The following is a 22399-nucleotide window of genomic DNA, read 5'->3' as shown; positions in this document are numbered from 1 at the left end:
GGTCAATAACTGACGAGAAACAGGTCCAGGTCGCGGCCGGCGCGGGCCACGGTGCGCACCAGCTCAAAGGTCACGCCCCGGCGTACTACAGGCGCCCAAAAGCCTTTGTCGCGGGTGACGCCGCAAATGAGCAGGGAAGCGTTTTTTTCGGCGGCCACGCGCAGCACTGTCCCGACCACGTCCGGGCTTTTCACGCGCAATATCTGGGCGCCCAGCTCAGTGGCCAGCTGCAGGTTGTTGATCAGGTGCCGCTGCTGGGCCAGCCCGATGCGGTCGGCGGCTTCGGCGGGCGTCTGCACGTAGAGCACGTACCAGGCAGCGGCCCCGAGGCGGTCGGCCAGGCGTAAGGTTTTGCGGATGATTTCGCGGGCCGCCGGCGCGTTGGTGTTGATGCAGGCCAGCAGTCGGTCCTGGTTGCGGCGGTCCGGGGCTACCACGGCCTGCTGCCCGCGGTCGATCTGCTGGCCGAGCTGGTTGGCCACTTCGCGCAAAGCCAGCTCGCGCAGCTGCGCCAGGTTCTCGGTCCGGAAGAAGTGCCGCAGAGCCGTAGGCGCCTTCTGTAGGTCATAGATTTTGCCTTCTTCCAGCCGGCGGCGCAGCTCGGCTACGGTCAGGTCCACATTGACCACTTCGTCGGCCTGGCGCAATACCTGGTCGGGCACGCGCTCCTGCACATCCTGACCGGTGATTTTGAGCACCTGGTCGTGCAGGCTTTCCAGGTGCTGCACGTTCAGGGCGGTGATGACGGAAATGCCCGCCTGCACCAGCTGCTCCACGTCCTGCCACCGTTTTTCGTTGCTGGAGCCCGGCACGTTGGTGTGGGCCAGCTCATCGACGATGACTACCTGCGGGCGGCGCTGCAGCACGGCTTGCAGGTCCAGCTCTTCCAGCGCCCGGCCGCGGTAGAACACGCTCTTGCGCGGCAGCAGCGGCAGCCCCTGCAGCTGGGCTACGGTGTCGGTGCGGCCGTGCGTTTCCACGTAGCCGATGACTACGTCGACGCCGTGCTGCAGCAGGTCGCGGGCTTCCTGCAGCAGGCGGTAGGTTTTGCCCACGCCGGCGGCCAGGCCCAGGTACACCTTGAGCGTGCCGCGGCGCTTCTGCTGCACCAGGCGCAAAAACCGTTCGGCCGATTGGTCGCGCAACTGTTCTTCCGGCTCGCTCATGGTAGCGCCTCACTTGTGGTCCGCTTCCGAAGAAACAGGCTGGCTTCTATTGGTTAAGCAGTTAAAAGCTCAGCGCGATGCTGCTGGTCAGGTTGCCGTAGGTCTTGGTCGGCTGGCCCGCTTCGTCGGTGAACTGGGCGTCGCGGCTGCGCAGTACCCGGCCTTCCACACGTACCAGCACGTTGGCGGTCGGGGCGTAGTCAAAGTTGAGGGAGCCGCCATGCACGTGAAAGTTAGCGTCGGAGGCCGCGGGCATGATGCTGCGGATGATGACGCCGCGGTCGGCGTAGTAGTATTCATAGCGGGCGGTGGCGGCCCATTTTTCGGTGAGCTTGTAGCGCACGAAGGCCGCGCCGGTGTGCCAGGTATCGGCCTTGCTGCCGCGGGCGGCCCGTTCCTGCTTGCCCACATCGAACACCAGGGCCAGGTTGAGCCGGTTGGTGGCGGTGTAGGTCACGTAGAAATTGTGGAAGTAGCGGCGGCGCCGTACTGAGTCGGTGGGCTGCTCGTTGCCGTAGAACGTGCTGCTATTTACCAGCAGCTTGTCGGTGGGCTTCCACTGAATCTGCGTGCCCAGGGCCTTCGCGCGGTTGTTGTCGCGCAGGTTCTGCCAGCCGTTCAGGGCCAGCGCCGTCAGCGTCAGCTTGGGGTCGGCTTCGTAGGTGAAGCGTGCCCCGGCCTCGTAGTAGGGCGAGTTTTCGGCCATAAAGGAGCGCGTGAGCGTCCAGTTGTCCTTGCTGATGGCCGACTCAAACCCGATGTGCGAGGAGAAAATACCCAGGTCGAGCCAGGTTTTGGGCAGGGGCCGGAAGCCAGCATAAGCCTCGTACACGTGCCGGAGCACCGGCGGCTCGGCGGCGTAGTTGGCTTCCACGTAGGTCCCCGCGTGCAGCCCCAGGGCCCCGCGCACCTGCTCGTCCTGGTAGCGCAGGCCGATGATGGCGTTGTTCAGCGCAAACTCGTTGGCGCGGCTGTGCGAGTACAGAAAGCCCGGCCGCGTCTGGCTTTTGCCGGTGAAGTCGTAGCCATAGTAGCCATCCACGAAGCCGTACACCGTCAGGCGGTTGGCGACGGGCGCAGCGGCCGGAGTAGCAGCGGCGGTGGAGTCTGTGGTACCAGGCGTGGTATTCTGGCCCAGGGCGGCAGTAGTCGCCAGCAGGCTCAGGGAAAGGGCAAAAAGAGCTTTCATCGAAGCAAGTGAGTGCATGGCGGGACGGTAGCATGATCAGCTACGCAGCGCCACTGAAAAATCAGGAAAAAAGAGCCGTCACAGGCAGAGAGCGAGCAGCAAAGCGGCGGCTACAATAGCCCACATCAGCCAGCCGTAGCTGGTAGGTTCATCGGCCGGTGGCGGGGTAGCGGGCGGTTTCGGGCTGGTCGGCAGCATTGGCGGCTTAGTGAGGCCGTGGGGCCAGCTCGTCCAGGGCCAGATTCAGCTGTAGCACGTTCACGCGTGCGGGGCCCAGGCAGCCCAGCAAGGGGCCTTCGGTTTGCTGCCGCACCAGCTCGCGCAGGCGGCTGGCATCCACGCCGCGCCGCCGGGCAATACGCGCTACCTGCACCAGCGCGCCCTGCGGCGAAAGGTCCGGGTCGAGGCCCGAGCCGGAGGCCGTCAGTAGCTCGGCCGGCACTTCGCTGGCTTTTACCTCTGGGTTGTGGAGCAGGAAGGTATCGAGCCGGGCTTTTACCAACGCCTGGTATTCAGGGTTCGACGGCGCTTTGTTGGAGCCGCCCGAGCCGGCCGCGTTGTAGTCGACGGCCGAAGGACGGGAGTTGAAGTACTCGGGCCGCTGAAAGCGCTGCCCGATGCGGGCGTAGCCGACCACACGCCCGTTGCGGGTCAGGGTCTGGCCCTCGCCGGCACCCGGCGCCAGGCGGCCGATGCCGAGGATGATCAGTGGATAAATGACGCTGCACAGCACAATCAGCAGCAGGGTAAGCATCAGGGATTGACGCAGGAGTTTCATACGACGAGACAAGAAAGGGTAGAGCCGGCGCCCCGTACGGCGCTGCGCGACCAAACCGGCGCCGGCTCAGGGGTTTACACGAAGGCGCTGACCAGCAGGTCGATCAGCTTGATGCCGACGAAGGGTACCACCACGCCGCCCAGGCCGTAGAGGAGCAGGTTGCGGCGCAAAAGCTGCGAGGCGCCCACCGGCGTGTACTGTACCCCGCGCAAGGCCAGCGGAATCAGCGCCGGAATGATGATGGCGTTGAAAATCACTGCGCTCAGAATGGCCGACTCCGGCGAGTGCAGCCGCATGATGTTCAGCCCCTGCAAGGCCGGGATGGAGGCCACGAACAGCGCCGGCACGATGGCGAAGTACTTGGCCACGTCGTTGGCGATGCTGAAGGTGGTGAGCGTGCCGCGCGTGATGAGCAGCTGCTTGCCGATTTCGACCACCTCGATGAGCTTGGTGGGGTCGTTGTCGAGGTCGACCATGTTGCCGGCTTCCTTGGCGGCCTGCGTGCCCGAGTTCATGGCCACGCCCACGTCGGCCTGGGCCAGGGCGGGGGCGTCGTTGGTGCCGTCGCCCATCATGGCCACCAGCTTACCGGCCTGCTGTTCCTGCCGGATGTAGTGCATCTTGTCCTCGGGCCTGGCTTCGGCAATGAAGTCGTCGACGCCGGCTTTTTCGGCGATGTACTTCGCCGTGAGCGGGTTGTCGCCGGTCACCATCACCGTCTTTACGCCCATGCGGCGCAGGCGCTCAAAGCGTTCCTGAATGCCGGGCTTGATGATGTCCTGCAGCTCCACCACACCCAGCACCTGCTCGTTCTGGCTCACTACCAGCGGGGTGCCGCCGTTGCTGGCCACGGTTTCCACGCGCTGTAGCACCTGTGGCGGAAACGGGTTGCCGGCTTTTTCCACCAGGCGACGGATGGCATCGGTGGCGCCTTTGCGCAGCCGCAGCCCGCCGTGCGCCTGGGGCAGGTCTACCCCCGAGGAGCGGGTTTCGGCCGTGAACTGAATCAGCTGAGCGCCCTCGATGCGCTGGCGCAGCCGGGCATCGTCGCTGTGGCGGGTGGCGGCGGCCAGCTCCACGATGCTCTTGCCTTCGGGCGTTTCGTCGGTGAGCGAGGCCAGCGTGGCGGCTTCCACGAAGGTGCGCTCCGCCACGCCCGGCGCGGGCCAGAAGTGCGTGGCCTTGCGGTTACCGATGGTGATGGTGCCCGTCTTGTCGAGCAGCAGCACATCTATGTCACCGGCGGTTTCCACGGCCTTGCCCGACTTGGTGATGACGTTGGCGCGCAGGGCGCGGTCCATGCCCGCAATGCCGATGGCCGAGAGCAGCCCGCCGATGGTGGTCGGAATCAGGCACACGAACAAACTCACCAGCGCGGCCACCGTCAGCGTGGCTTTGGCGTAGTTGGCGAAGGGCACCAGCGTTACGCACACGATGAGAAACACCAGCGTGAAGCCCGCCAGCAAAATGGTCAGGGCAATTTCGTTGGGCGTTTTCTGCCGCGAAGCGCCTTCCACCAGCGCAATCATCTTGTCCAGAAACGACTCGCCCGGCGCGGTGGTCACCAGCACCACGATGCGGTCCGACAGCACCTTGGTGCCGCCTGTTACGGACGATTTGTCGCCGCCCGCCTCGCGGATAACCGGCGCCGACTCGCCCGTAATGGCCGACTCGTCGATGGTGGCCAGGCCTTCGATGATTTCGCCGTCGGTGGGAATGATTTCGCCGGCTTCCACCACGAACACGTCGCCCTTTTGGAGCTGCGCCGAGCTGATGACGTCGAAGTGGCCGTCCTTGCGGCGCACTTTGGCGGGTGTGTCCTGGCGGGTTTTGCGCAGCGAATCAGCCTGGGCCTTGCCGCGGGCCTCGGCAATGGCCTCGGCAAAGTTGGCGAAGAGCAGCGTGGCCAGCAGCAGCAGGAAGATGGCCACGTTGTAGCCCGCCGAGCCCTGGGTACGCTCGGCGCCGGGCGTCACGAGCACCAAAACGGACACGACGAGCATGACTACGGTGCCCAGCTCCACGGTGAACATCACCGGGTTTTTGATCATCAGCCGCGGGTCGAGCTTCACGAAGCTCTGCTTCAGCGCCTCGCGCACCAGCTCGGGCTGGAAAAGGGAAGGAGATTGAGTAGGCATGAGAATGGGGCGCCTTACCCCCTGGCCCCTCTCCGAAAAGGAGAGCGGGAACTAGCTCTAATTCTAGATGCTAGTTCAGGGGAGTACGGGCGTAAAAAGGCCAGGACAAAATGCTAGGCTAGGTCCCCTCTCCTTTTTTGGAGAGGGGCTAGGGGTGAGGCGCACGAGGCTACAGCGAGAAATGCTCGGCCAGCGGGCCCAGCGTGAGGGCCGGGAAGAAGGCCAGGGCGGCTATAATCCAGATGACGGCCAGGATCATCACGGCGAAGGTGCCGGTGTCGGTGCGCAGCGTGCCGGCCGATTCGGGCACCAGCTTCTTGCGGGCCAGCAGGCCGGCAATAGCCACCGGGCCGATAATGGGCAGGAAGCGGGCGAGGATGAGGACGAAGCCAATGCTCACGTTCCACCAGGGCGTGTTGTCGCCCAGGCCCTCGAAGCCGGAGCCGTTGTTGGCCGAGGCGGAGGTGTACTCGTAGAGCATTTCCGAGAAGCCGTGCGCGCCGGGGTTGGCCAGCCAGCCGCTCAGGCCTTCCGGGTCGTGGTTGTAGCCGTAGGTGGCCAGGGCCGTGCCCGCCAGAATGAGCAGCGGGTGCAGCAGGGCAATGATGATGGCAATTTTAACTTCCGAGGCCTCCACCTTTTTGCCCAGAAACTCAGGCGTGCGGCCCACCATCAGCCCGGCAATGAACACGGCGATGATGAGGTATACCAGGAAGTTGAGCACGCCCACGCCGCAGCCGCCGTAGAAGGCGTTGATCATCATGCCCAGCTGCGCCATGGCCCCCGAAATGGGCATCCAGGAGTCGTGCATGCTGTTCACCGAGCCCACCGAAATAATGGTGCTCGTGATGCCCCAGAAGGCCGAACCGACGGCACCGATGCGCATTTCCTTGCCTTCCAGCGCGCCCAGGGCCTGATCGACGCCGAGGCTGCTGAGCGTGGGCGAGCCGTGCGTTTCAAAGTACAGCGTGGGCGCGAGCAGCATCAGGAAGCCCGCCGTCATCGTGCCGAAAATCATCCAGGCCAGGCGCCGGCGCTGCAGGTAGTAGCCCAGGGCGAAAACCACCGCGAACGGGATGATCAGGTGGGCCCAGGTTTCGACGAGGTTGGTGAAGTACGTGGGGTTTTCGAGTGGGTGCGCGCCGTTGGCGCCCATGAAGCCGCCGCCGTTGGTGCCCAGCTCCTTGATGGCCACGAAAGCCGCCACCGGCCCGCGCGACACCTGCACGGTGTCGCCCTCCAGGCTCACGAACTCGGCCTTGCCCTGCAGGGTGTTGGGCGTGCCGCTGAACACCAGAACGCTGGCTACCAGCAGGCACAGCGGCAGCAGCAGGCGCGTGATGCTGCGCACGAAGAAAAACCAGAAGTTGCCGAGCTGCTCGGTGGTGCGCTGGCGCAGGGCCTCGAATACCACCGCCAGGGCCGCAATGCCGGTGGCGGCCGTCACGAACTGCAGGAACATCAGCACCGCCATCTGCGTCAGGTACGTTGCACCCGATTCGCCCGAGTAGTGCTGAATGTTGCAGTTGACGAGAAAAGAAATGGCTGTGTTCCAGGCCAGATCAGCCGATTGCGAGGCGTTGCCGTCGGGGTTGAGCGGCAGAGCGCCCTGGGTGAAAAGCAGCACGAAGGCGTAGACGAACCACACCAGGTTGATGGTCAGCAGCGCTTGCAGGTGCTGCTTCCAGTTCATTTGCCGCGTCGGGTCGATGCCGCTGAGGCGGTAAAGCAGGCGTTCGAGTGGGGCCAGAAAATCGGTCCAGGTGCGCTGGTTGCCGAAGACGCGGGCAATGTAGTGGCCCAGCGGAATGGCCGTCAGCACCGAAAACAGAAACAGCACCGCGACGCCGAGGTATTGCGTGAGCATAACGGAAAGCGCAGAGAGTTAGAACTTCTCGGGGCGCAGCAGCGCGTAGCCGAGGTAGCCGAAAGCGGCGAGGGAGAGGATGAACAGGGCGGTCATCATGAGGGCCGGAGCGAGGGGTTAGGGCAGCATGGAGCACTGCATGCGCCGCTGGCAGGCCAGCAGCGAGGGTGGCAACAGTTGGCGGGCGCGCTGCATCAGCTCCGAGTTGCGGTCCAGGTGCAGGTCGTAGAGGTAGGTGACTTCGATGGCGCAGCGCAGGCTGGCACTGCCGAGCGTGTACAGCCGGTTAGCCAGGGCGAAGCAGTCGAGCAGTCGCAGGCTGCTGGCGCGGTCGGGGCCGAGGAAACGGCAGGTGTAGCCGGCGAAGAACTCGAAGAAGTGGTGCAGGCGGCAGCGGTTTTCGGCCGCAGCCGCGTCCAGCTCGGTGGCTAGTTCGGGCAGGCTCTGGCGCACTTCGCGCAGCACGTCGTCGCAGGTATGAAGGGCGAACATGGCGCGGTGGGCTAGAGGCGTTCAAACCAATCGAGGGAGCGGTAGAACAGGCCGAAGCACGCCAGACCCGCCAGCAGCAACAGGGCGAAGTCGACAAGAGGATGAATCATGGGGCAGACCGTGAAATGGTACGCCCAGCCACTGCCAACTCCCGCGCCGGGTAGCGGCTTAAATGGCTCATTGTTGGCGTAATTATCTGTCAATCAGAAATAAAAAAACGCGTCGCGCCGATGAGCCGGCGCGACGCGGAAGCGGGCCTATCAATTTGATAGGCTGAATTATTGAATTGAGCGGCTTTATAGGCCGTACTCCTGCAGCTTACGGTAGAGCGTAGCCACGCCGATGTCAAGGCGGCGGGCGGCTTCGGCCTTGTTGCCGCCCGCCTGCTGCAGCACCTGCAGGATGTGGCGGGCTTCCACCGCGCTTAGCCGCTGGTCGGTGGCGTCGGTGCCGGGGGCATCGGGCGCGGGCAGCAGGCGTAGCTCGGCGGGCAGCTGCGCGGGCCCGACGGGCAGCCCGTCGGGGGTGAGGATGGCGGCGCGCTCGAGCACATTCTTCAGTTCACGCACGTTGCCGGGCCAGTCGTGGCGCTGTAGTAGCGGCAAAGCTTCTGGGCCGATACCGGGCAGGCGCTTGCGCAGCTTGGCGGCGAAATAGCGCAGGAAATGCACCGCCAGCGGCTCGATGTCGGCCGTGCGCTCTTTGAGTGGTGGCACGGCAATGGCAAACACGGCGAGGCGGTAGTAAAGGTCGGCGCGGAAGTGGCCGGCGTCGGCCTCCTGCCGCAGGTTGCGGTTAGTCGCCGCCACGATGCGCACGTTTACCTGCGTCGGTTTAGTGTCGCCCAGGCGAATAAATACCTGGCTTTCAAGCACCCGCAGCAGCTTGGCCTGCACGTTCAGCTCCAGCTCCCCGATTTCGTCCAGGAACAAGGTGCCACCGTGGGCTTCGGCCAGCAAACCTTTCTTATCCGTCAGGGCCCCGGTGAAAGCGCCCTTCTTGTAGCCGAACAGCTCCGATTCGAGCAAATCCTTCGGAAATGCCGAACAGTTCAGCGCCACAAAGGGCTTACCGCGGCGCGCGGAGGCCTGGTGAATGGCCTGGGCAAACAGCTCCTTACCGGCGCCGGTCGGTCCCTCCAGCAGCACCGTCGAATCGGTGGGCGCTACCTGCCGGGCCAACTCCTGCGCTTCCCGCAGCGCCTTCGAGGTACCGATCATCGATTCGAAGGAATACTGGGCGCCCACCTTGCTTTCCAGTTCGGCCACCCGCCGCTGTAGCCGCGCCTTTTCGGCCGCGCGTTCTACCACCACCGCAATCTGCTCGTCGGCCTCGCCTTTAGCCAGGTAATCGAAGGCGCCCAGCTTCATGGCCTGCACGCTGTCGGGGATGCGGGCGTAGGCGGTTAGCAGGATGATTTCGGCCAGCGGGGCAGCGGCCTGGTAGCGTGGCAGCAACTCCACGCCGTGCCCGTCGGGCAGCTTCACGTCGGACAGCACCACCAGCACCTCGTCGGCGTGCTGCTGGAGCAAAGCCAGGCCGCGGCGGGCGTCGGGGGCCTGCAGCACGTGGTAGTCTTCCAGCTCCAGTACCTGGGCCAGCAGCTGCCGCAGGTCGGCTTCGTCGTCGATAATCAGGACTGTGCCCGCAGACATTCGGCAGGGATGGTAACGGCACGGTAGGGAACCGCGCCCCGCAAAACTACGGTTCTTCCGCCTTGCTTACCGGAGTTGGTGCAAGGTGCTGTGCTATTTGACTTACTGGAAATACGCCTGAATTTCGGCCACCGTGCTCTTCGCCGAGCGGCCCACGCCAATCAGGGTAGCCGACGCAAAGCCCGTCCAGCTGCCGTAGCCGACCAGCCACAAGCCCGGCACGGCAGTGGCCCGGGTGCCTTCGGTGGTCACGCGGCCATCGGGCTGCACCACACCGAGTGGCCGCAGGTGACTGAGCGCGGGCCGGAAGCCGGTGCACCAGATGACCGTATCCACGGCCTGCTCCTGCCCAGCGGGCCAGCGCACCCCGGCAGGCGTAAAGCGTTCAAACGGCCGCACGCTGCTTAGGACGCCGCGGCTGCGGGCCTCTTTCACGCTGTCGACCATCACGATGTCGCCCAGCGAAGCGGCCGGCGCGGTGTAGCCGGCCTGGTAGCGCTGCGTGGCCTGGGCAAAGAGCACCCGGCCATCTACGTCGTCGGGCAGAAAGCGCGGCTCCTGCTCCGTCACCCACGTCGTGCGGGCCACCCGCGATACATCGGCCAGAATCTGCGCGCCGGAGTTGCTGCCGCCCACAATGAGCACCTGCTGCCCGGCCAACGCCTCCGCGCTGCGGTACTCCGCCGAGTGCAGCTGCCGGCCGGTGAAATCGGCTTGGCCTGGATACGCCGGCAGGAACGGCTGGCTCCAGGTGCCCGTGGCGCTGACCACGGCCTGGGCCTGCCACTCTCCGCGGTCGGTGCTGACAATAAAGGTGTTATCGGCTGAAGTATGCACCTCAGCCACCCGCACCGGCCGCTCGATGGGCAGGGCGTAGCGTTGCTCGTACTGCCGCAGGTAGTCCACTACCGCGTCGCGCTTGGGGTAGGTATCGTCGGCAGGCCGGGGCATCAGCCACCCGGGCAGCGAGCTGGCATCGGCGGGCGAGAACAGCCGGAGCGAATCCCAGGCGTGCTGCCAGGCGCCGCCGGGCGCGGGTTGGGCATCGAGCAGTACGAAGGACAAGCCGCTACGGCGCAGGAAGTAGCCGACGGCCAGGCCGCTCTGCCCGGCCCCAATAACTAGGACGTCAACGAAACGAGGACTTTGCATGCGAATGGTAGATGCGGCAACCGAACGAAGCTAGCCCGCCAGCTGAGAAATAGTATGCTAGTCGATGCCGACTGCGCTGCTGCGGCGCTCCAGCAGCAGGGTGTCGCGCCACTGGTTACCCATCTTCCCGATTCGCTCCCGCCGCCCAACTTGCCGAAAGCCCGCGCCTTCGTGCAGGCGCACACTGGTCGTGTTTTCGGGAAAGATGCCTGCCTGCAGTGTCCACATGCCGTGTTGTTCCGACTCGCTGATCAGTGCGGCCAGCAGTTGCCGGCCCACGCCCCGGCCCTGGGCATCAGGGGACACATACACGCTTACCTCGGCCACGCCGCCGTACACGCAGCGGCTCGACACGGGCGACAAAGCCGCCCAGCCCAGCACTTGGCCGGCCCCGTCAAGGGCTACGAAGCGGCAGTGGGGCAGGTGACTCCGGTTCCATTCCCCCCAGCTGGGCGCCCAAAAGCAGGAGCAAGCCGCAACTAGCAACAGCCGCCGCCGTCGTAGTGGTAAGTCGAAGGTGACACGAAGATGTCGTCGCGGCCGAGGGAGAGGAGGGCGCCGGCAGTTTTGTCGCACACGGCCAGGGGCTGATTCTGCAGAAGCACGTGGCCTTTCTGGTCGTCGAAGTACTCCTCGCCGCCGTAATAGATAGCCGTGCGGCCGGTGAAAATGCAGGGGCCATCGGCGTGCATGGGGTCCTTGATGGCGCACACCTCCACGCTCTCGATGTAAATCAGCTCGTCGGTGGCGTAGTGCCGGGGCGAAAGCACGCGGTAGGCGCGCTTGGCCCGTACTTCCACCGTGCCGAAGCCCACAGAGGTAATCAGGTCGAGGTATTGCTGCAGGGGCAGGGAGCCGGTGAGGCACAGGGCGCGCAGCCGCTCGTCGGCGCGCAGCTCCTCGCTCATGGGCTGCTCGCAGGTCGGGTCCGACATCACGAGGCGGCCGTGGGGCTTGAGCACGCGGTAGGTTTCCTGCAGAGCGCGGCGCAGGTCGTCGAGCTTAAAGATGTTGAACAGGCAGTTCTGGGCGGCCACGTCCACACTGGCATCCGCCACGGGTAGGTGCAGGGCGTCGCCGGCGCGCAGGTCGATGAACTCGCTGCGGAACCACTCGTTCTGCGCTTCGGCCGTGCGCATGTTCTGGCGCGAGGCCTCCAGCATTTCGGGCACCACATCCACCCCGATAACGGCCCCGGGCCGGCGGCTGAAGTAGGCAAACTGCAGCAGCTCCATGCCGCCGCCCACGCCCACGTAGAGCACGGTGGGGCTGCCCGTCAGGTCGCGCGGATTCACGGTGCTGCCGCAGCCGTAGTTCATCGAGAGCATGCGCTGCGGGATGCTCAGGCCGGGCAGCTGCCACACCGGATTGGTGGTGCAGCACAGGCCCACCTGGGGCTCTTGCGCCGCCTGGCGGTACACGTCGGCGGTGGTATCTAGGTAGCTCATGCGGTGGGAGGAAGGCGGCTTATTGCGCGTTGAGGTTCCAGTTGTAGTCGAGGTAGCTGACCTTGGCGTCGGCGCTCATCTTGGTGGCGGAGTAGCGGTTTACCCACTTCGCCACCGATTGCCCGTTACCGGTCCAGTCGCCTTTGTACCAGTCGAAGTACTTGGAGAGCTGGGCTTCCGACTTGCCAACCTTGTTTTTGGCCGGGTTGTTCAAAAAGTCCCGGCCCTGCTCGTCGAGCTGCCGGTCGAGCTGGGCGGGGGTGTAGGCCTCGCGGCGCAGGCGCGGGCAGGAAATGGAGGCGCACACCAGCGCAAAGTGCACGCGCGGGTCGTCGTACTGCTTGCGCAGCCGGTTGTGCTCGATGTCGTCGAGGCTCATCTTCTGCCCGCCGATGCTGAAGAACTCCGCCGCCCAGGGCGTGGTCACGAGCGGAATCTGAATCTTGGAGCCGATATCCTTGATGCTCCCGACGGGGTAGTGGTCGAGGATGAGCCGGATGGTGTAGGCGTTGTAGGCGTTGATCCAGTAGGCCATCTGCTCGGCCTTGCTCCAGCTGGCTGCCGGCGGGTTCTTGCTCAGCTGCTCCAGGTACTGGTTCAGCTCTTTCTGGTCATTTTTCCACGCTTTGTAGTTGACCAGGCCCTTGTCGTTCACGTATTTCTTCAGCAGCCGCTCGTAGGCCGAGTGGTCGACGGGGGATGCGACTACCGTCCGCGCGGGACCGGGCGCAGGGGCCACAAAAGAGGTAAGGGATGCGCCTACGGCGCCGGTCAGCAGCACGGTCAGCAGGATTTTGCGCATAAGCGGTACGATTGAGCCCGCATATACGGGCGTGTGGAGCGGACAAGATTGCCCGCCGGGCATTCTGCCTGATTGGTGACGATTTATACCAGCCCGAATAACAATCTGCTTGACGGACCTTTTCGTAGCTACTTTTTCGCCTCTAATTTGTTTCTGCACTGGGCACCGGTGCCGGTGATAAGTCAGACTCAGGAGCTCAGCAAATAATTCGACGGCAGGCGCAACCCGCGCGGCTGTCACCAGCAACGCTATGAAATCACTCAAGGCGACGGGCCACCAACTAGCCGAACCCGCGTTCCAGCTCACCGTGCTCGGCCAAGGCGCGGCCGAAACCCTGCATCTGGTGCCCTTCCACGAGAAGCTGCGCGAGGCCGCGCTGTTTCCGCTGCGGCCGGTGGCCCCCGCGGTGCTGCAGGTGAACGTGGGCAAGATGTGCAACCAGGTGTGCCGCCACTGCCACGTCGACGCCGGGCCCGACCGCAAGGAAATCATGCCCCGCGAGACCATGCAGCTCTGCCTCGATGCGCTGGCCCAGACCGACATCCCGACGGTGGACCTGACCGGCGGCGCGCCCGAGATGAACCCGGATTTTCGCTGGTTGGTGGAGCAGATTCACGCCCTGGGCCGCCACATCATCGTGCGTTGCAACCTCACCATCATCGTGGCCAACAAGAAGTACCACGACCTGCCGGAGTTCTTCAAGGCACATGGGGTGGAGGTGGTCAGCTCCCTGCCCTTTTACACGGCCGGCAAAACCGACCGGCAGCGCGGCGACGGGGTGTTCGAGGATTCCATTCGGGCGCTCAAGATGCTCAACGCCGTGGGCTACGGGCAGGAGAGCAGCGGTCTGGTGCTCAATCTGGTGTATAACCCGGCCGGCGCTTTCATGCCCGCCTCCCAGGCCGGGCTGGAGCGGGAGTTCAAGCGCGCCCTGCTCAAGGACCACGGCATCGTGTTCAACAGCCTCTACGCCATTACCAACATCCCCGTCAGCCGCTACCTCGATTACCTCATTGAGTCGGGCAACTACGCGGGCTACATGGAGAAGCTGGTGGGCGCCTTCAACCCCGCAGCGGCCGCGGGCGTGATGTGCCGCAACACCATTTCGGTGAGCTGGGACGGCTACCTCTACGACTGCGACTTCAACCAGATGCTCGACCTGAAAGTCGCCAGCCCGGTGCGCCACATCCGCGACTTCGATGCCGCCGCCCTCGCCGAGCGGGCCGTGGTGGTCAATCAGCACTGCTACGGCTGCACCGCCGGCAGCGGCTCCAGCTGCGGCGGCACCACCGCCTAGCCAGAGCGGGTCACTGACTCGTCGCTTTCCGTTTCATATTGCAGCTGATTGGCGCCGCTCGTCGCGGGGCTTCTACTTATTGCCTATGTCCATCTGCTTGCCCCGTGTCAGCGTGACCGTTTTGGTATTGGCCGATAGCCCCGCGTCGGCTGCATGAGAACGGCGCTGCGTCATTGCCTGCTGGCCGAGGTGCTGGGCACGGCGGTGCTGATGATTTTTGGAACAGGAGCCGTAGTAGTCGACGAGCAAACCCACGCCATCGGGCACGGTGGCATAGCGGCCGCGTTCGGGCTGGTGGTACTGGTGCTGATTCAGGGGCTGGGCCACGTCAGCGGGGCGCACATCAACCCCGCCGTGACGCTAGGCTTCTGGGCGGCCGGGCGCTTTCCGGGCCGGCGCGTGCTGCCCTACGTGGCAGCGCAGCTGGCCGGAGCTTTTATCGGCAGCGCCCTGGTAAAGCTGGTGGCCATGCCCGGCTCCGCGCTTGGGGCCACCCTGCCGGCGCACGGGGCCGCGCAAGCCTTTGCCATCGAGTTGTTTCTCACCTTCTGGCTGATGCTGGTGATTCTGCGCGTTACGTCGAGCTACTACGAGCAGGGCCTGCTGGTGGGCCTCACCATCAGCGCCACGGTGGCGCTGGAGGCACTGGTGGCCGGCCCCCTGAGCGGGGCCTCCATGAACCCTGCCCGCTCCCTGGCTCCGGCCGTGCTGAGCGGCCAGCTGACCTCGGCCTGGGTGTACGTGGCGGCCCCAGTGGCCGGAGTGCTTTTGGCCGTCGTCACCGATCGGCTGCTGGAGCTGCGCGCGGCGCCGCAAACGCCTCCTGCAGAGTAGCATGGCACCGATGCGCCCCCGAAGATCAGGGCGCGGCCGGCAAGGCCAGCTCGACATACGCGGGCGCAGGTGGCTCGGGCAGCTGACCGGCCGAGTCGACGCGGCTGATCCGGAGCAGCGCCCGGCCGGAGCCGGCCCAGCGGGCCCGTTCGGGAGCCCAGGCTTCGGGTTCCCGCTGCCAGAGCAGGCGCGGGCCGGCTGCTTCGATCTGCACCAGGCTGAGGCTGTTCACCTGGTCGCCGCCGCCCAGGCCGGGGCTGGTACTGAGCACGTAGCGGCCATCGGGCGAGGCGGCGGGGCGGCCGGCTACTTCCAGCTGACGCCCGGTGCGCTGGTCTACCAGCATCACCGCCGACGATTCCCAGAACCAGGCCTGCACCACCCACTGGTGGGCCTGCGGCAGGCTGCCCCAGTACACGTAGCGCACAGCGTCGCCGTTCTCGAGCGTAAACTCGGCCGGAGGCGTCGAATGCAGCCGTACGACCGGTCCTTGGGCGGGCTGAAGCAGCAGGTCGAGGCCGTCGCGGCGCACCCGGCCCTGGGTAGCGGTCAGGTTTTGGTCGCGGGATTCGGCGTCGAGGTCCGGCGGTAAGGTTTCGGCAGCGGCTAAGCGTTCGAAGACCGCTGCCGAACTGGGCCGTAGCGCAATGACTTGGCCGTCGGGTAGTTGGAACGTATCCGTGGCAGCCGCGGCGGGCTGGTTTTCCGTAGCCGAGGCAGCTGGCGTGGGCGTATGAGCCGCGGCCGGGGTATCAGTGGTAGGGGAGTCGGGCCGGCAGCCGGTGGCGGCCAGCAGTGCTGCCAGCACCGGTCGAACCCAATGGTGACGCGTCATCATGCTGTAACTAAACGAAAAAGCTCGACTACAAACGGTGCTCGGCTGGCAGTGTGGTAACTGGTTGTGTTACAAGGTGCCTGAAAGTACGGTACGAGTCGCAGACCGGCACGGCTCATGGGTCAGCCCTCACTCCGACGACCGTACTTAAGTCACTGCGGGGTTGGTAGGACGGTTGCTGGCTGGGCGGGTTGCCTATTTCTCCTGGTAGATATCGAAGCGGGCAAACGGCACTCGGCCGAAGTTCTTAGCGGTGCGCATGCTGGTTTTGCCGTGCTCCGGGTCCAGGGCGTGAAACTGCTCGCTCCCGTCGCGGTGCAGCATCCAGGTACGGCTAGCTGCATCGTAGCGAAAGGTCACGAAGCGCGTCCAGCGCTGAGCGCTGCCACCGTAGTGCTCCACGGTGAAGTAGCCGTTTTTCAGCGTAAGTCCCTGATACGGGTCGCCCATCATGCCGCCGCAGTCCACGCAGTACACGGCATTGTCGGAGCGCGCGGCCAGGGTATTGATGCCACCGGGGCCGCCCACAAACAGCAGCAGGGGCCGCTTGGTGGGGTGGTTGACTACGTCGGACGTCTTCTCTTCATCGGCGCGATGCAGCACCACCGCCCAATCCGGCAATGCGTCGCGGTTCAGGTCGCCTTGCTCGGCATCGAGTACCTGGTACCCAGCAGGCAGCGCGCGCTGAATGGCGGCAGGCAGCTTGAGGGGGCTGGAGGTCTGAGCAGAGGCGTCGGGGCAGGGCAGCAGGCCGCTGAATGCTATAAAGCAATAAGCCAGATGGAGTTTAGGTAGCAAATTCATCTTCAATTAGTAAGCCGCGCACAAAGGTTCTTTCACCAGGTAAAGGTAGGGTCACGGCTTATCCGTACGTAGGGTAGGGGAGCCAGCACTGTGCAGAGCCGAAGGAAAGGCGGTAGGCTGCTAATTGGCCGCTAAAAGGATACAGTTTGGGCAGTTGACCCGTGGCCGGCAGCTCGGTAGCCAACACGGGGCTGGCTCGGCCGTTAAATGCATGACGCTGAGGCGGTGCTAATTCTCCTTCGGCGCTCCACCATGCACAAGCTCCTGTCTTTGCTCTCGCCGCTGCTGGCCGCCACTGCCGGTTGCGGCGACTGTATCCCCGTCGACCTGACGGCCGCCGAACGGGCCTGGGTCGCTGCCTACCAGCCCGGCCAGCAGGTTACGTTTCGCAGCAACCGCGGCGCCACCAATACCCTGACGGTACAGCCGCTGAAAGAGTGGCATACCAACCAAGACTGCAACCAGCTGGAATCCGGTAAGTATCAGCCCATCCGCGTGACGCTGGCGCTGCTGTCGGCTACCAACTACGGCGGCCCCGAGCACCCGAGCTTCTCGTTGGTGGTTGACAAAACGGACCCCGAGCGTGCGGCCACGCTGTCATTTAACCTGGCCGGCCTGCTAGGCGACAAAAGCGACGTGCCCGGCGGCCCTGTCTTCAAGCTGCTGCCGGCTCCCGTGACGCTGAGCAGCGGCCGCCGCTTCCCGCAGGCCTACGCCATCCGCAACGGGCAAAACGCCATTTACCTGCGCGGTAGCCAGCTGCGCGCCGCCTACTGGGACCAGCAGGCCGGCCTAGTGCGCTACGAGCTAACCAGCGGCGAGGTGTTCGATTTGGCCAACTAAGCCCATGGCCTTTCCTTCACCTCCCGACAACTCTATCTTGGTTGTGCCCCGCATGAAACGTTACCTCGCCGCCGCGCTGCTGCTGGCGGGCGGTCAGCCTGAGCAGCCCGCTACTACTTCCCCGGACAAGCCCGCTGGCGCTGCCCCCGCCACACCGCGCCCAGCTTCTACCACCGATACCCTGCACGTAGCCGATTCGCTGGGCCGCCCGGCCGGGGTGTTGCGGCTGCAGCCCAGCACGCAAGCCGCCTTTCAGCAGCTGCGCGATGCGCTGCCCCTGCGCCCCTCCGATGCAGTAAACGCCACCGACACATCCGACGCCGCGCTGCCCGCTGATGGCCGGGTGCAGCGCCAGGGCGGGCTGCTGGTGCTGCGTCCTGCCCAGGGGCCGCCCGTTACACTGCGTCCCGTGCCCTCGCCCGACGGCCCCGAAGGCAACGACAACACCTACCTGTACTGGGGAAGCCTGCCTGCCGCGCGGCAGTGGGTTATCGATGTAGTAACCGACGAAGGTCCGGCGGTGCTGCTCATTGACCAGCGCACCGGCCGCCGCACCCAACTGCTGGGCGCCCCCAGCGTCTCGCCCGATGGGCAATACCTGCTCAGTGCCTGCGAAGATGTGGCTAGCGGGAGTAACCCCACCAATCTTAGCCTGTACCGCTGCACCGCCGCCGGGCCCCAGCTCGTCTGGTCGCGCGACCTGGCCAACTGGGGCCCCCGCGCCGCCCGCTGGCGCGACGCCCGCCACGTGGTGCTGGCCCAGGCCCACGCCGATGCCGGTGGCGACGTGCAGGCGGCCACCCAATTACCGCTCACCTACGCCGAACTGGAAATCCTACCCAACCCCTAAGCCGCTAGGGCGCGGGCGGATGGTTTGCTGCCACCAGTCGAGCAGGGCCAGGTCGCGGGGGCGGCCGGTCTGGGCTTTCTGGTGCAGAATGGCCTCAGCGCGCAGCACGGGCAAGCCTTCGTGCCAATGACTATCGGCCAGGAAGGCGGGCCAGCTCAGGAAGTCATTTTCGTAGGCGCAGTCGAGCACGGCTCCGGCGCGGCGGGCGCGCAGGTAGTATTTGCCGACTAGTTCAGCGGTTTGCAGCGGCAGCGGCACGGGTTGCTCCCACAGGGTCACGTGCCAGCCGGCCGTTTGCAGCAGCTCCGTTAGTTGCGTGAGCACGGCCGCGTCGGGTGGTAGCTGCAGGTCGCAGTCGGCCACCAGGCGGCGGGGCAGCCGCGGGCACTGCCGACGTAGCGCGAAGGTGCCCAGCCCCACAAACGGCACACCGGCCGCTACCAACAGGTGGAGCGTGCGCAGGTATCGTTGTTCCTGGGCCGCCGTCATAGCGGAGGGGCTGCCGCTGGGGCCGAGGCGCGGCTGATTACCCGGCTGTCGGGGTCCCAGTCGCCAGCCAAAGTGCCGTCCGAATGCAGGATGAGCTTCTGCAGCACGCCGGTGGCATTGGCCGTCTGCAGAGCGGGGTAGCTGCTGGTTTCGAAGATGACCTCGGTGTCCTGCCAGCGGTAATGCTCGTTGTAGTAATAGTAGCCGAAGGTGCTGCCCGCGTACTGCCAGCCGGCGCGCGGGCGTTCCAGCGTGGGTACCGCGGCTGTCAGCAGCGGCTCGATGGGCACGCGCTGGGCCTCAATCCAATCGGTAAACACGTTGGGCAGGTAGCTGCCTTCCAGCCGGCTCAGCTCTCGAAACACGACCCGACGCACGCCCAGCCCGGCGGCCCAGGCCAGATATCGTTCCACATCAGCCAGGGTAGCAACGCCCGCCTGCGTGAGGATGCACGAGTTCTTGACGAACAAGTGCTGGTGCAGCGTGCGCACCGTGGCCGCGTACACGGCGTTGTGGCGCACGGGCTGGTTGCGGTTGAAGCGCATGATCTGCTGATTCACGGCTTCGTCGTCGTGGCAGCGCGAGAGTTCCAGGCGGCTTAGGCCGAATTCCTGAAGCGCCGGGCCTAGGTCGGGGCTGAGCACGAAGCCGCTGCCGTTGGTATACAGCACTTTCTCGTCGAACACCACGCCCTCGGCTTCCAGTCCGCTCAGGCAAGCCAGCAGCTCGCGCAGCCACTGCGGCTCGGCCGTGGCTTCCAACCCCGAGAGACTCAACCCCAGCGGCAGCCCCCGGAACGGCTGCAATGACTCCCGCAGCCGGGCAAAGTAGGCCGGGTAGTCGTCAATGAGGCGCTTGGCCGTGAGCTGGTGTCCGTCGTAGCGCTGCAGCTCCTCGGAGCAAAAGGCGCAGTGGGCCGTGCAGCGTACCGCGTTGGCAAAGGGCGTGAAGGTGAGGCCCGGCCGCAACTGCCAGGTTTGCCCAAACGCCTCCACGGCTACCGGCGCGGCGGGCTGGTACAGGCGCCAGGCCTGCTGCCGAAATTGCGCCAGCTCGGCGGAAGTCGTAGCCACGCGAAACTGATTGCGCGGCGCAGTCATCGGTAAAGCCATAACCTCGTGCATGCTCCTGGACCGCGCGTGCTGTGGGCTGCGGCGCCGGTACTCGTATCTATTCGATGTAAAAAAAAGCGGTGGGCTTCCACTTACGTAGCCCACCGCTTTCATCAAGGTTATTCGAGCGTAAGCAGCATCGTCTTTTCCCGGTCGCCGTAGCGGTCGGCAGTTGTATTCCGGTCAACGGTAATCGTCTGCTTCACGGCCCCATCCACCACGATATCCGCCTTCACGCTCGCGGAAGCGGGCAGGGCAGTGCCCGAGGTAACTTCGGATATGCCAATCATGGCCTCGATGGTGTGCCCGGTTCGCTTAGCCCGGCTGGCCTGGTGCGTATGCGCTTCCGTACCGCTCGGGTTGTCCATGTATGTAGTCGTGGCGCCGCTGCCGTTGTCTTCCTCCACATAGAATTGGGCCATGTAGTTACTGGGAATAGCCGTTGCCTGAAAGCGCACTTCCACCGTGTGCTCCTTGGGCTTTGCGTCATCTTTCTTGTCGCCACAACTGGAAACTACGCCGCATAGCAATAAGGCGTTCAGCAGTTGATGGGGAAGCAGTCTTCTCATGGGTAAAGTTTGGGATAGTAGGTCAGACCAAAGGTTGGTCGCTCAAATGTATCCCAAAAACGTGCAAATGAAGTTGTGCCTCTAATTGATGTTCGAGGTTCATTCAGCTAGGGCTAGGCACGACCAGGATCACACAATATGAGACCTTATGTTATTGGTTGGTTGTAGCTTACGAATTTATTCGTAAGTGAATATAGGATTATGGAATTGTTCGTTTACATTTGACTTACGAATAGATTCGTAACCTTCTGCTGGCTTATGAGCGACGCCCCCATTCCCAAACCTACCGACGCCGAATTAGAGATTCTGCAGGTGCTGTGGCAGCACGGACCTGTGACGGTGCGCGTAGTTAATGAGCAGCTCAACCAGAAGCGGGAGGTGGGCTACACGACCACGTTGAAGTGGATGCAGTTGATGCTGGAGAAAGGGCTTGTGGTGCGCGACGACGAGCAATGGCCGCACGTGTACCGCGCCGCGGTGCGGGAAGAAGAAACGCAGGGGCACCTGCTGACCCGCCTGGCTGAATCGGCCTTTGGCGGCTCTGCGCTCAAGCTGGTGCTGCGCGCCCTGGGCATGGGGCAGAATACCCGCGAAGAGCTGGATCAGATTAAGGCTCTGCTAAATGATATAGAGCCGTCCAACCCTTCCCCGGCCGACGATGAACGCGCTTAACGACCTGCTTACCCCCGCGCTGTTGCGGGCCACGGGCTTCACCCTGCTGCACTCGCTCTGGCAAGGCGCCGCTGTAGCGTTGGCCGCCGCTATCCTGTTGCTGCTGATGCCCCGACACCGCGCCGCAGTCCGCTACCGCGTGTTGCTAGGGGCCTTGCTGCTAGCAGTGGCGTTGGCAGCCGCCACATTTGTCCGCTACTACCACACCACGCCGCTGGCCTCGGCCGACACAACCAGCAGCATGCCGGCCGCTCGTAATATGGCACCGGCCGTTCACGCCGATTTTGCAGACCACGCACAGGCCGTGTTGGCCGTGGGCACTACCTACGTGGAGAAGCACTTGCCGCTGCTGGTGGGCGCCTGGCTGCTTGGTATACTAGCCATGATGCTGCGGCTCTTGGCGGGCCTGGCCTACGTGCGCCGGCTGCGGCGCTACCGGGTGGCGGCGCTGCCCGAGGCGTGGCAGCAGCGGCTGGATGCGTTGTGCGCGCAAGCCGGCCTGACCCGGCCGGTGCGGGTGCTGGCTTCAGCCCTGGTGTCTTCGCCGGTGGTGGTAGGCTACGTCAAGCCCGTTGTTCTGCTGCCGCTCAGCGCCCTCACCGGACTGACCCCGCGCGAGTTGGAGGTGATTCTGGCCCACGAAGTTGCCCATGTGCTGCGCCAGGACTACCTGGTCAACCTGCTGCAGGCGCTGGTCGAGGTAGTGTTCTTCTACCACCCAGCCGTTTGGTTTCTCTCCGCCGCCCTGCGCACCGAGCGCGAACATTGCTGCGACGACGTGGCCGCCCGCCTCTGCGGTGACGCCCGCACGCTCGCGCAGGCCCTGTCCTCGCTCGCCGAACTAGCCTACGCCGAGGCCCGCTCCCCACGTCTGGTGCTGGCTGCCACCGGCCCCGCGGGCGAAAGTGAACTGCTGAGCCGCGTGCGGCGCCTCGTGACGCGCCCGACCGCGGCCCCTACCTTTTGGGAAAGCTGCTGGGCAGCCGCTGTGGTGCTGCTCAGTGCGGCGCTGCTGGCGTGCTGCACGCTAACAGCGCTGGATGCATCGGCGCACGCCTCACCCCCAACTCCTATGAACCAAGAGGCCCGGCACACCAAGCCAGTCGATCTGCTCGAGGACGCCATGAAGCGGGGCGGCTTGCTACCCAACCCCCGGAACTACGAATACACCCTGCGGGCGAATAGCTTGGTGGTGAACGGCCAAGCACAGCCCGCCGCCGTGGCCGCCCACTACCGCCAGCTGTACGAAGCCGTATCGGGCGAAACGATGTGGCCCGTAGTGTCGTCGCTGTACCGCCACGTCCACGACGATGAAGCGCCGGCCACCCGCCCGGCTAGCGTTATGGTTCCGTAACCGCGTGCGGCAGCTACCCCCTAGCCCGGCTACCTCAACTATCAATAACCAAT

Annotated in this window: 23 protein-coding genes; 6 read left to right on the top strand and 17 right to left on the bottom strand. The window is 64.8% G+C overall.

Annotated elements, in window-relative coordinates; translation table 11 throughout:
* Window positions 1-2 precede the first annotated feature (2 nt).
* The 12 genes from B0919_RS02585 to B0919_RS02525 form a co-directional block, all read right to left on the bottom strand.
* A complete protein-coding gene (locus B0919_RS02585) occupies window positions 3-1166 on the bottom strand; it encodes a histidine kinase (protein WP_078010625.1) in 1164 nt (387 codons plus the stop codon).
* Window positions 1167-1227: 61 nt separating this feature from the next.
* A complete protein-coding gene (locus tag B0919_RS02580; protein WP_217700986.1) occupies window positions 1228-2355 on the bottom strand; it encodes a porin in 1128 nt (375 codons plus the stop codon).
* Window positions 2356-2560: 205 nt separating this feature from the next.
* The gene (gene kdpC / locus B0919_RS02575) at window positions 2561-3133 is read right to left on the bottom strand and encodes a potassium-transporting ATPase subunit KdpC (protein WP_078010623.1); all 573 of its coding nucleotides are present in this window, start codon (window positions 3131-3133) and stop codon (window positions 2561-2563) included.
* 74 nt (window positions 3134-3207) lie between these two features.
* Complete coding sequence (gene kdpB / locus B0919_RS02570; protein ID WP_078010622.1) at window positions 3208-5271, bottom strand: potassium-transporting ATPase subunit KdpB; 2064 nt, start codon at window positions 5269-5271, stop codon at window positions 3208-3210.
* Between the two features lie 169 nt (window positions 5272-5440).
* A complete protein-coding gene (gene kdpA, locus B0919_RS02565) occupies window positions 5441-7138 on the bottom strand; it encodes a potassium-transporting ATPase subunit KdpA (protein ID WP_078010621.1) in 1698 nt (565 codons plus the stop codon).
* An 18-nt stretch (window positions 7139-7156) separates the two neighbouring features.
* A complete protein-coding gene (kdpF, locus tag B0919_RS26020; protein ID WP_139361891.1) occupies window positions 7157-7234 on the bottom strand; it encodes a K(+)-transporting ATPase subunit F in 78 nt (25 codons plus the stop codon).
* A 21-nt stretch (window positions 7235-7255) separates the two neighbouring features.
* Window positions 7256-7630: a hypothetical protein gene (locus B0919_RS02555; RefSeq protein ID WP_078010619.1), complete on the bottom strand. Its 375-nt coding sequence runs from the start codon at window positions 7628-7630 to the stop codon at window positions 7256-7258.
* Between the two features lie 296 nt (window positions 7631-7926).
* Entirely contained in the window at window positions 7927-9285 is a 1359-nt protein-coding gene (locus B0919_RS02545; RefSeq protein WP_078010617.1) for a sigma-54-dependent transcriptional regulator, read from the bottom strand.
* 102 nt (window positions 9286-9387) lie between these two features.
* Window positions 9388-10437 (bottom strand): ArsO family NAD(P)H-dependent flavin-containing monooxygenase, encoded by a 1050-nt coding sequence (locus B0919_RS02540; protein ID WP_078010616.1) that lies wholly within the window; start codon window positions 10435-10437, stop codon window positions 9388-9390.
* 57 nt (window positions 10438-10494) lie between these two features.
* Window positions 10495-11013, bottom strand: coding sequence for a GNAT family N-acetyltransferase (locus B0919_RS25835; protein ID WP_262490525.1), 519 nt, complete (start codon window positions 11011-11013; stop codon window positions 10495-10497).
* Entirely contained in the window at window positions 10917-11885 is a 969-nt protein-coding gene (gene arsM / locus B0919_RS02530; protein ID WP_078010615.1) for an arsenosugar biosynthesis arsenite methyltransferase ArsM, read from the bottom strand. The genes B0919_RS25835 and arsM overlap by 97 nt, the downstream gene beginning before the upstream one ends.
* A gap of 19 nt (window positions 11886-11904) precedes the next feature.
* Entirely contained in the window at window positions 11905-12687 is a 783-nt protein-coding gene (locus B0919_RS02525; protein WP_078010614.1) for a DUF547 domain-containing protein, read from the bottom strand.
* 250 nt (window positions 12688-12937) lie between these two features.
* Between B0919_RS02525 and arsS the strand changes: the two genes are divergently transcribed.
* Window positions 12938-13984, top strand: a complete 1047-nt coding sequence (gene arsS, locus B0919_RS02520) for an arsenosugar biosynthesis radical SAM (seleno)protein ArsS (protein ID WP_078010613.1) — start codon at window positions 12938-12940, stop codon at window positions 13982-13984.
* Window positions 13985-14137: 153 nt separating this feature from the next.
* Window positions 14138-14818, top strand: coding sequence for an MIP/aquaporin family protein (locus tag B0919_RS02515; RefSeq protein WP_217700985.1), 681 nt, complete (start codon window positions 14138-14140; stop codon window positions 14816-14818).
* A gap of 25 nt (window positions 14819-14843) precedes the next feature.
* Here the strand turns inward: B0919_RS02515 and B0919_RS02510 are convergent, their stop codons facing one another.
* Together B0919_RS02510 and B0919_RS02505 are read right to left on the bottom strand one after the other, a co-directional pair.
* Window positions 14844-15656: a hypothetical protein gene (locus B0919_RS02510; protein ID WP_139361853.1), complete on the bottom strand. Its 813-nt coding sequence runs from the start codon at window positions 15654-15656 to the stop codon at window positions 14844-14846.
* A gap of 192 nt (window positions 15657-15848) precedes the next feature.
* A complete protein-coding gene (locus tag B0919_RS02505; protein WP_078010611.1) occupies window positions 15849-16457 on the bottom strand; it encodes a hypothetical protein in 609 nt (202 codons plus the stop codon).
* 252 nt (window positions 16458-16709) lie between these two features.
* On the opposite strand from B0919_RS02505, the gene B0919_RS02500 reads away from it, so the two are divergent.
* Window positions 16710-17300: a hypothetical protein gene (locus tag B0919_RS02500; RefSeq protein ID WP_078010610.1), complete on the top strand. Its 591-nt coding sequence runs from the start codon at window positions 16710-16712 to the stop codon at window positions 17298-17300.
* Between the two features lie 52 nt (window positions 17301-17352).
* On the top strand, window positions 17353-18150 hold the full coding sequence (locus B0919_RS02495; protein WP_078010609.1) for a hypothetical protein: 798 nt from the start codon (window positions 17353-17355) through the stop codon (window positions 18148-18150).
* Here B0919_RS02495 and B0919_RS02490 read toward each other — a convergent pair.
* The 3 genes from B0919_RS02490 to B0919_RS02480 all read right to left on the bottom strand — a co-directional run bounded on the left by B0919_RS02490 (window position 18136) and on the right by B0919_RS02480 (window position 20320).
* Window positions 18136-18639, bottom strand: coding sequence for a hypothetical protein (locus tag B0919_RS02490; protein ID WP_078010608.1), 504 nt, complete (start codon window positions 18637-18639; stop codon window positions 18136-18138). The two genes, B0919_RS02495 and B0919_RS02490, sit on opposite strands and share 15 nt — an antisense overlap.
* Window positions 18636-19739, bottom strand: coding sequence for a hypothetical protein (locus tag B0919_RS02485; RefSeq protein ID WP_078010607.1), 1104 nt, complete (start codon window positions 19737-19739; stop codon window positions 18636-18638). Before B0919_RS02485 ends, B0919_RS02490 begins: the two co-directional genes overlap by 4 nt.
* Before the next feature lie 131 nt (window positions 19740-19870).
* Entirely contained in the window at window positions 19871-20320 is a 450-nt protein-coding gene (locus B0919_RS02480; protein WP_078010606.1) for a hypothetical protein, read from the bottom strand.
* 258 nt (window positions 20321-20578) lie between these two features.
* Here B0919_RS02480 and B0919_RS02475 point away from each other — a divergent pair, with 258 nt between their 5' ends.
* Complete coding sequence (locus B0919_RS02475) at window positions 20579-20992, top strand: BlaI/MecI/CopY family transcriptional regulator (RefSeq protein WP_078010605.1); 414 nt, start codon at window positions 20579-20581, stop codon at window positions 20990-20992.
* On the top strand, window positions 20979-22346 hold the full coding sequence (locus tag B0919_RS02470; RefSeq protein WP_078010604.1) for a M56 family metallopeptidase: 1368 nt from the start codon (window positions 20979-20981) through the stop codon (window positions 22344-22346). The genes B0919_RS02475 and B0919_RS02470 overlap by 14 nt, the downstream gene beginning before the upstream one ends.
* Window positions 22347-22399 lie beyond the last annotated feature (53 nt).

It is taken from the genome of Hymenobacter sp. CRA2, from assembly GCF_002007105.1.
GTDB lineage: Bacteria > Bacteroidota > Bacteroidia > Cytophagales > Hymenobacteraceae > Solirubrum.
This window is presented reverse-complemented; position numbering and strand designations above follow the sequence as displayed.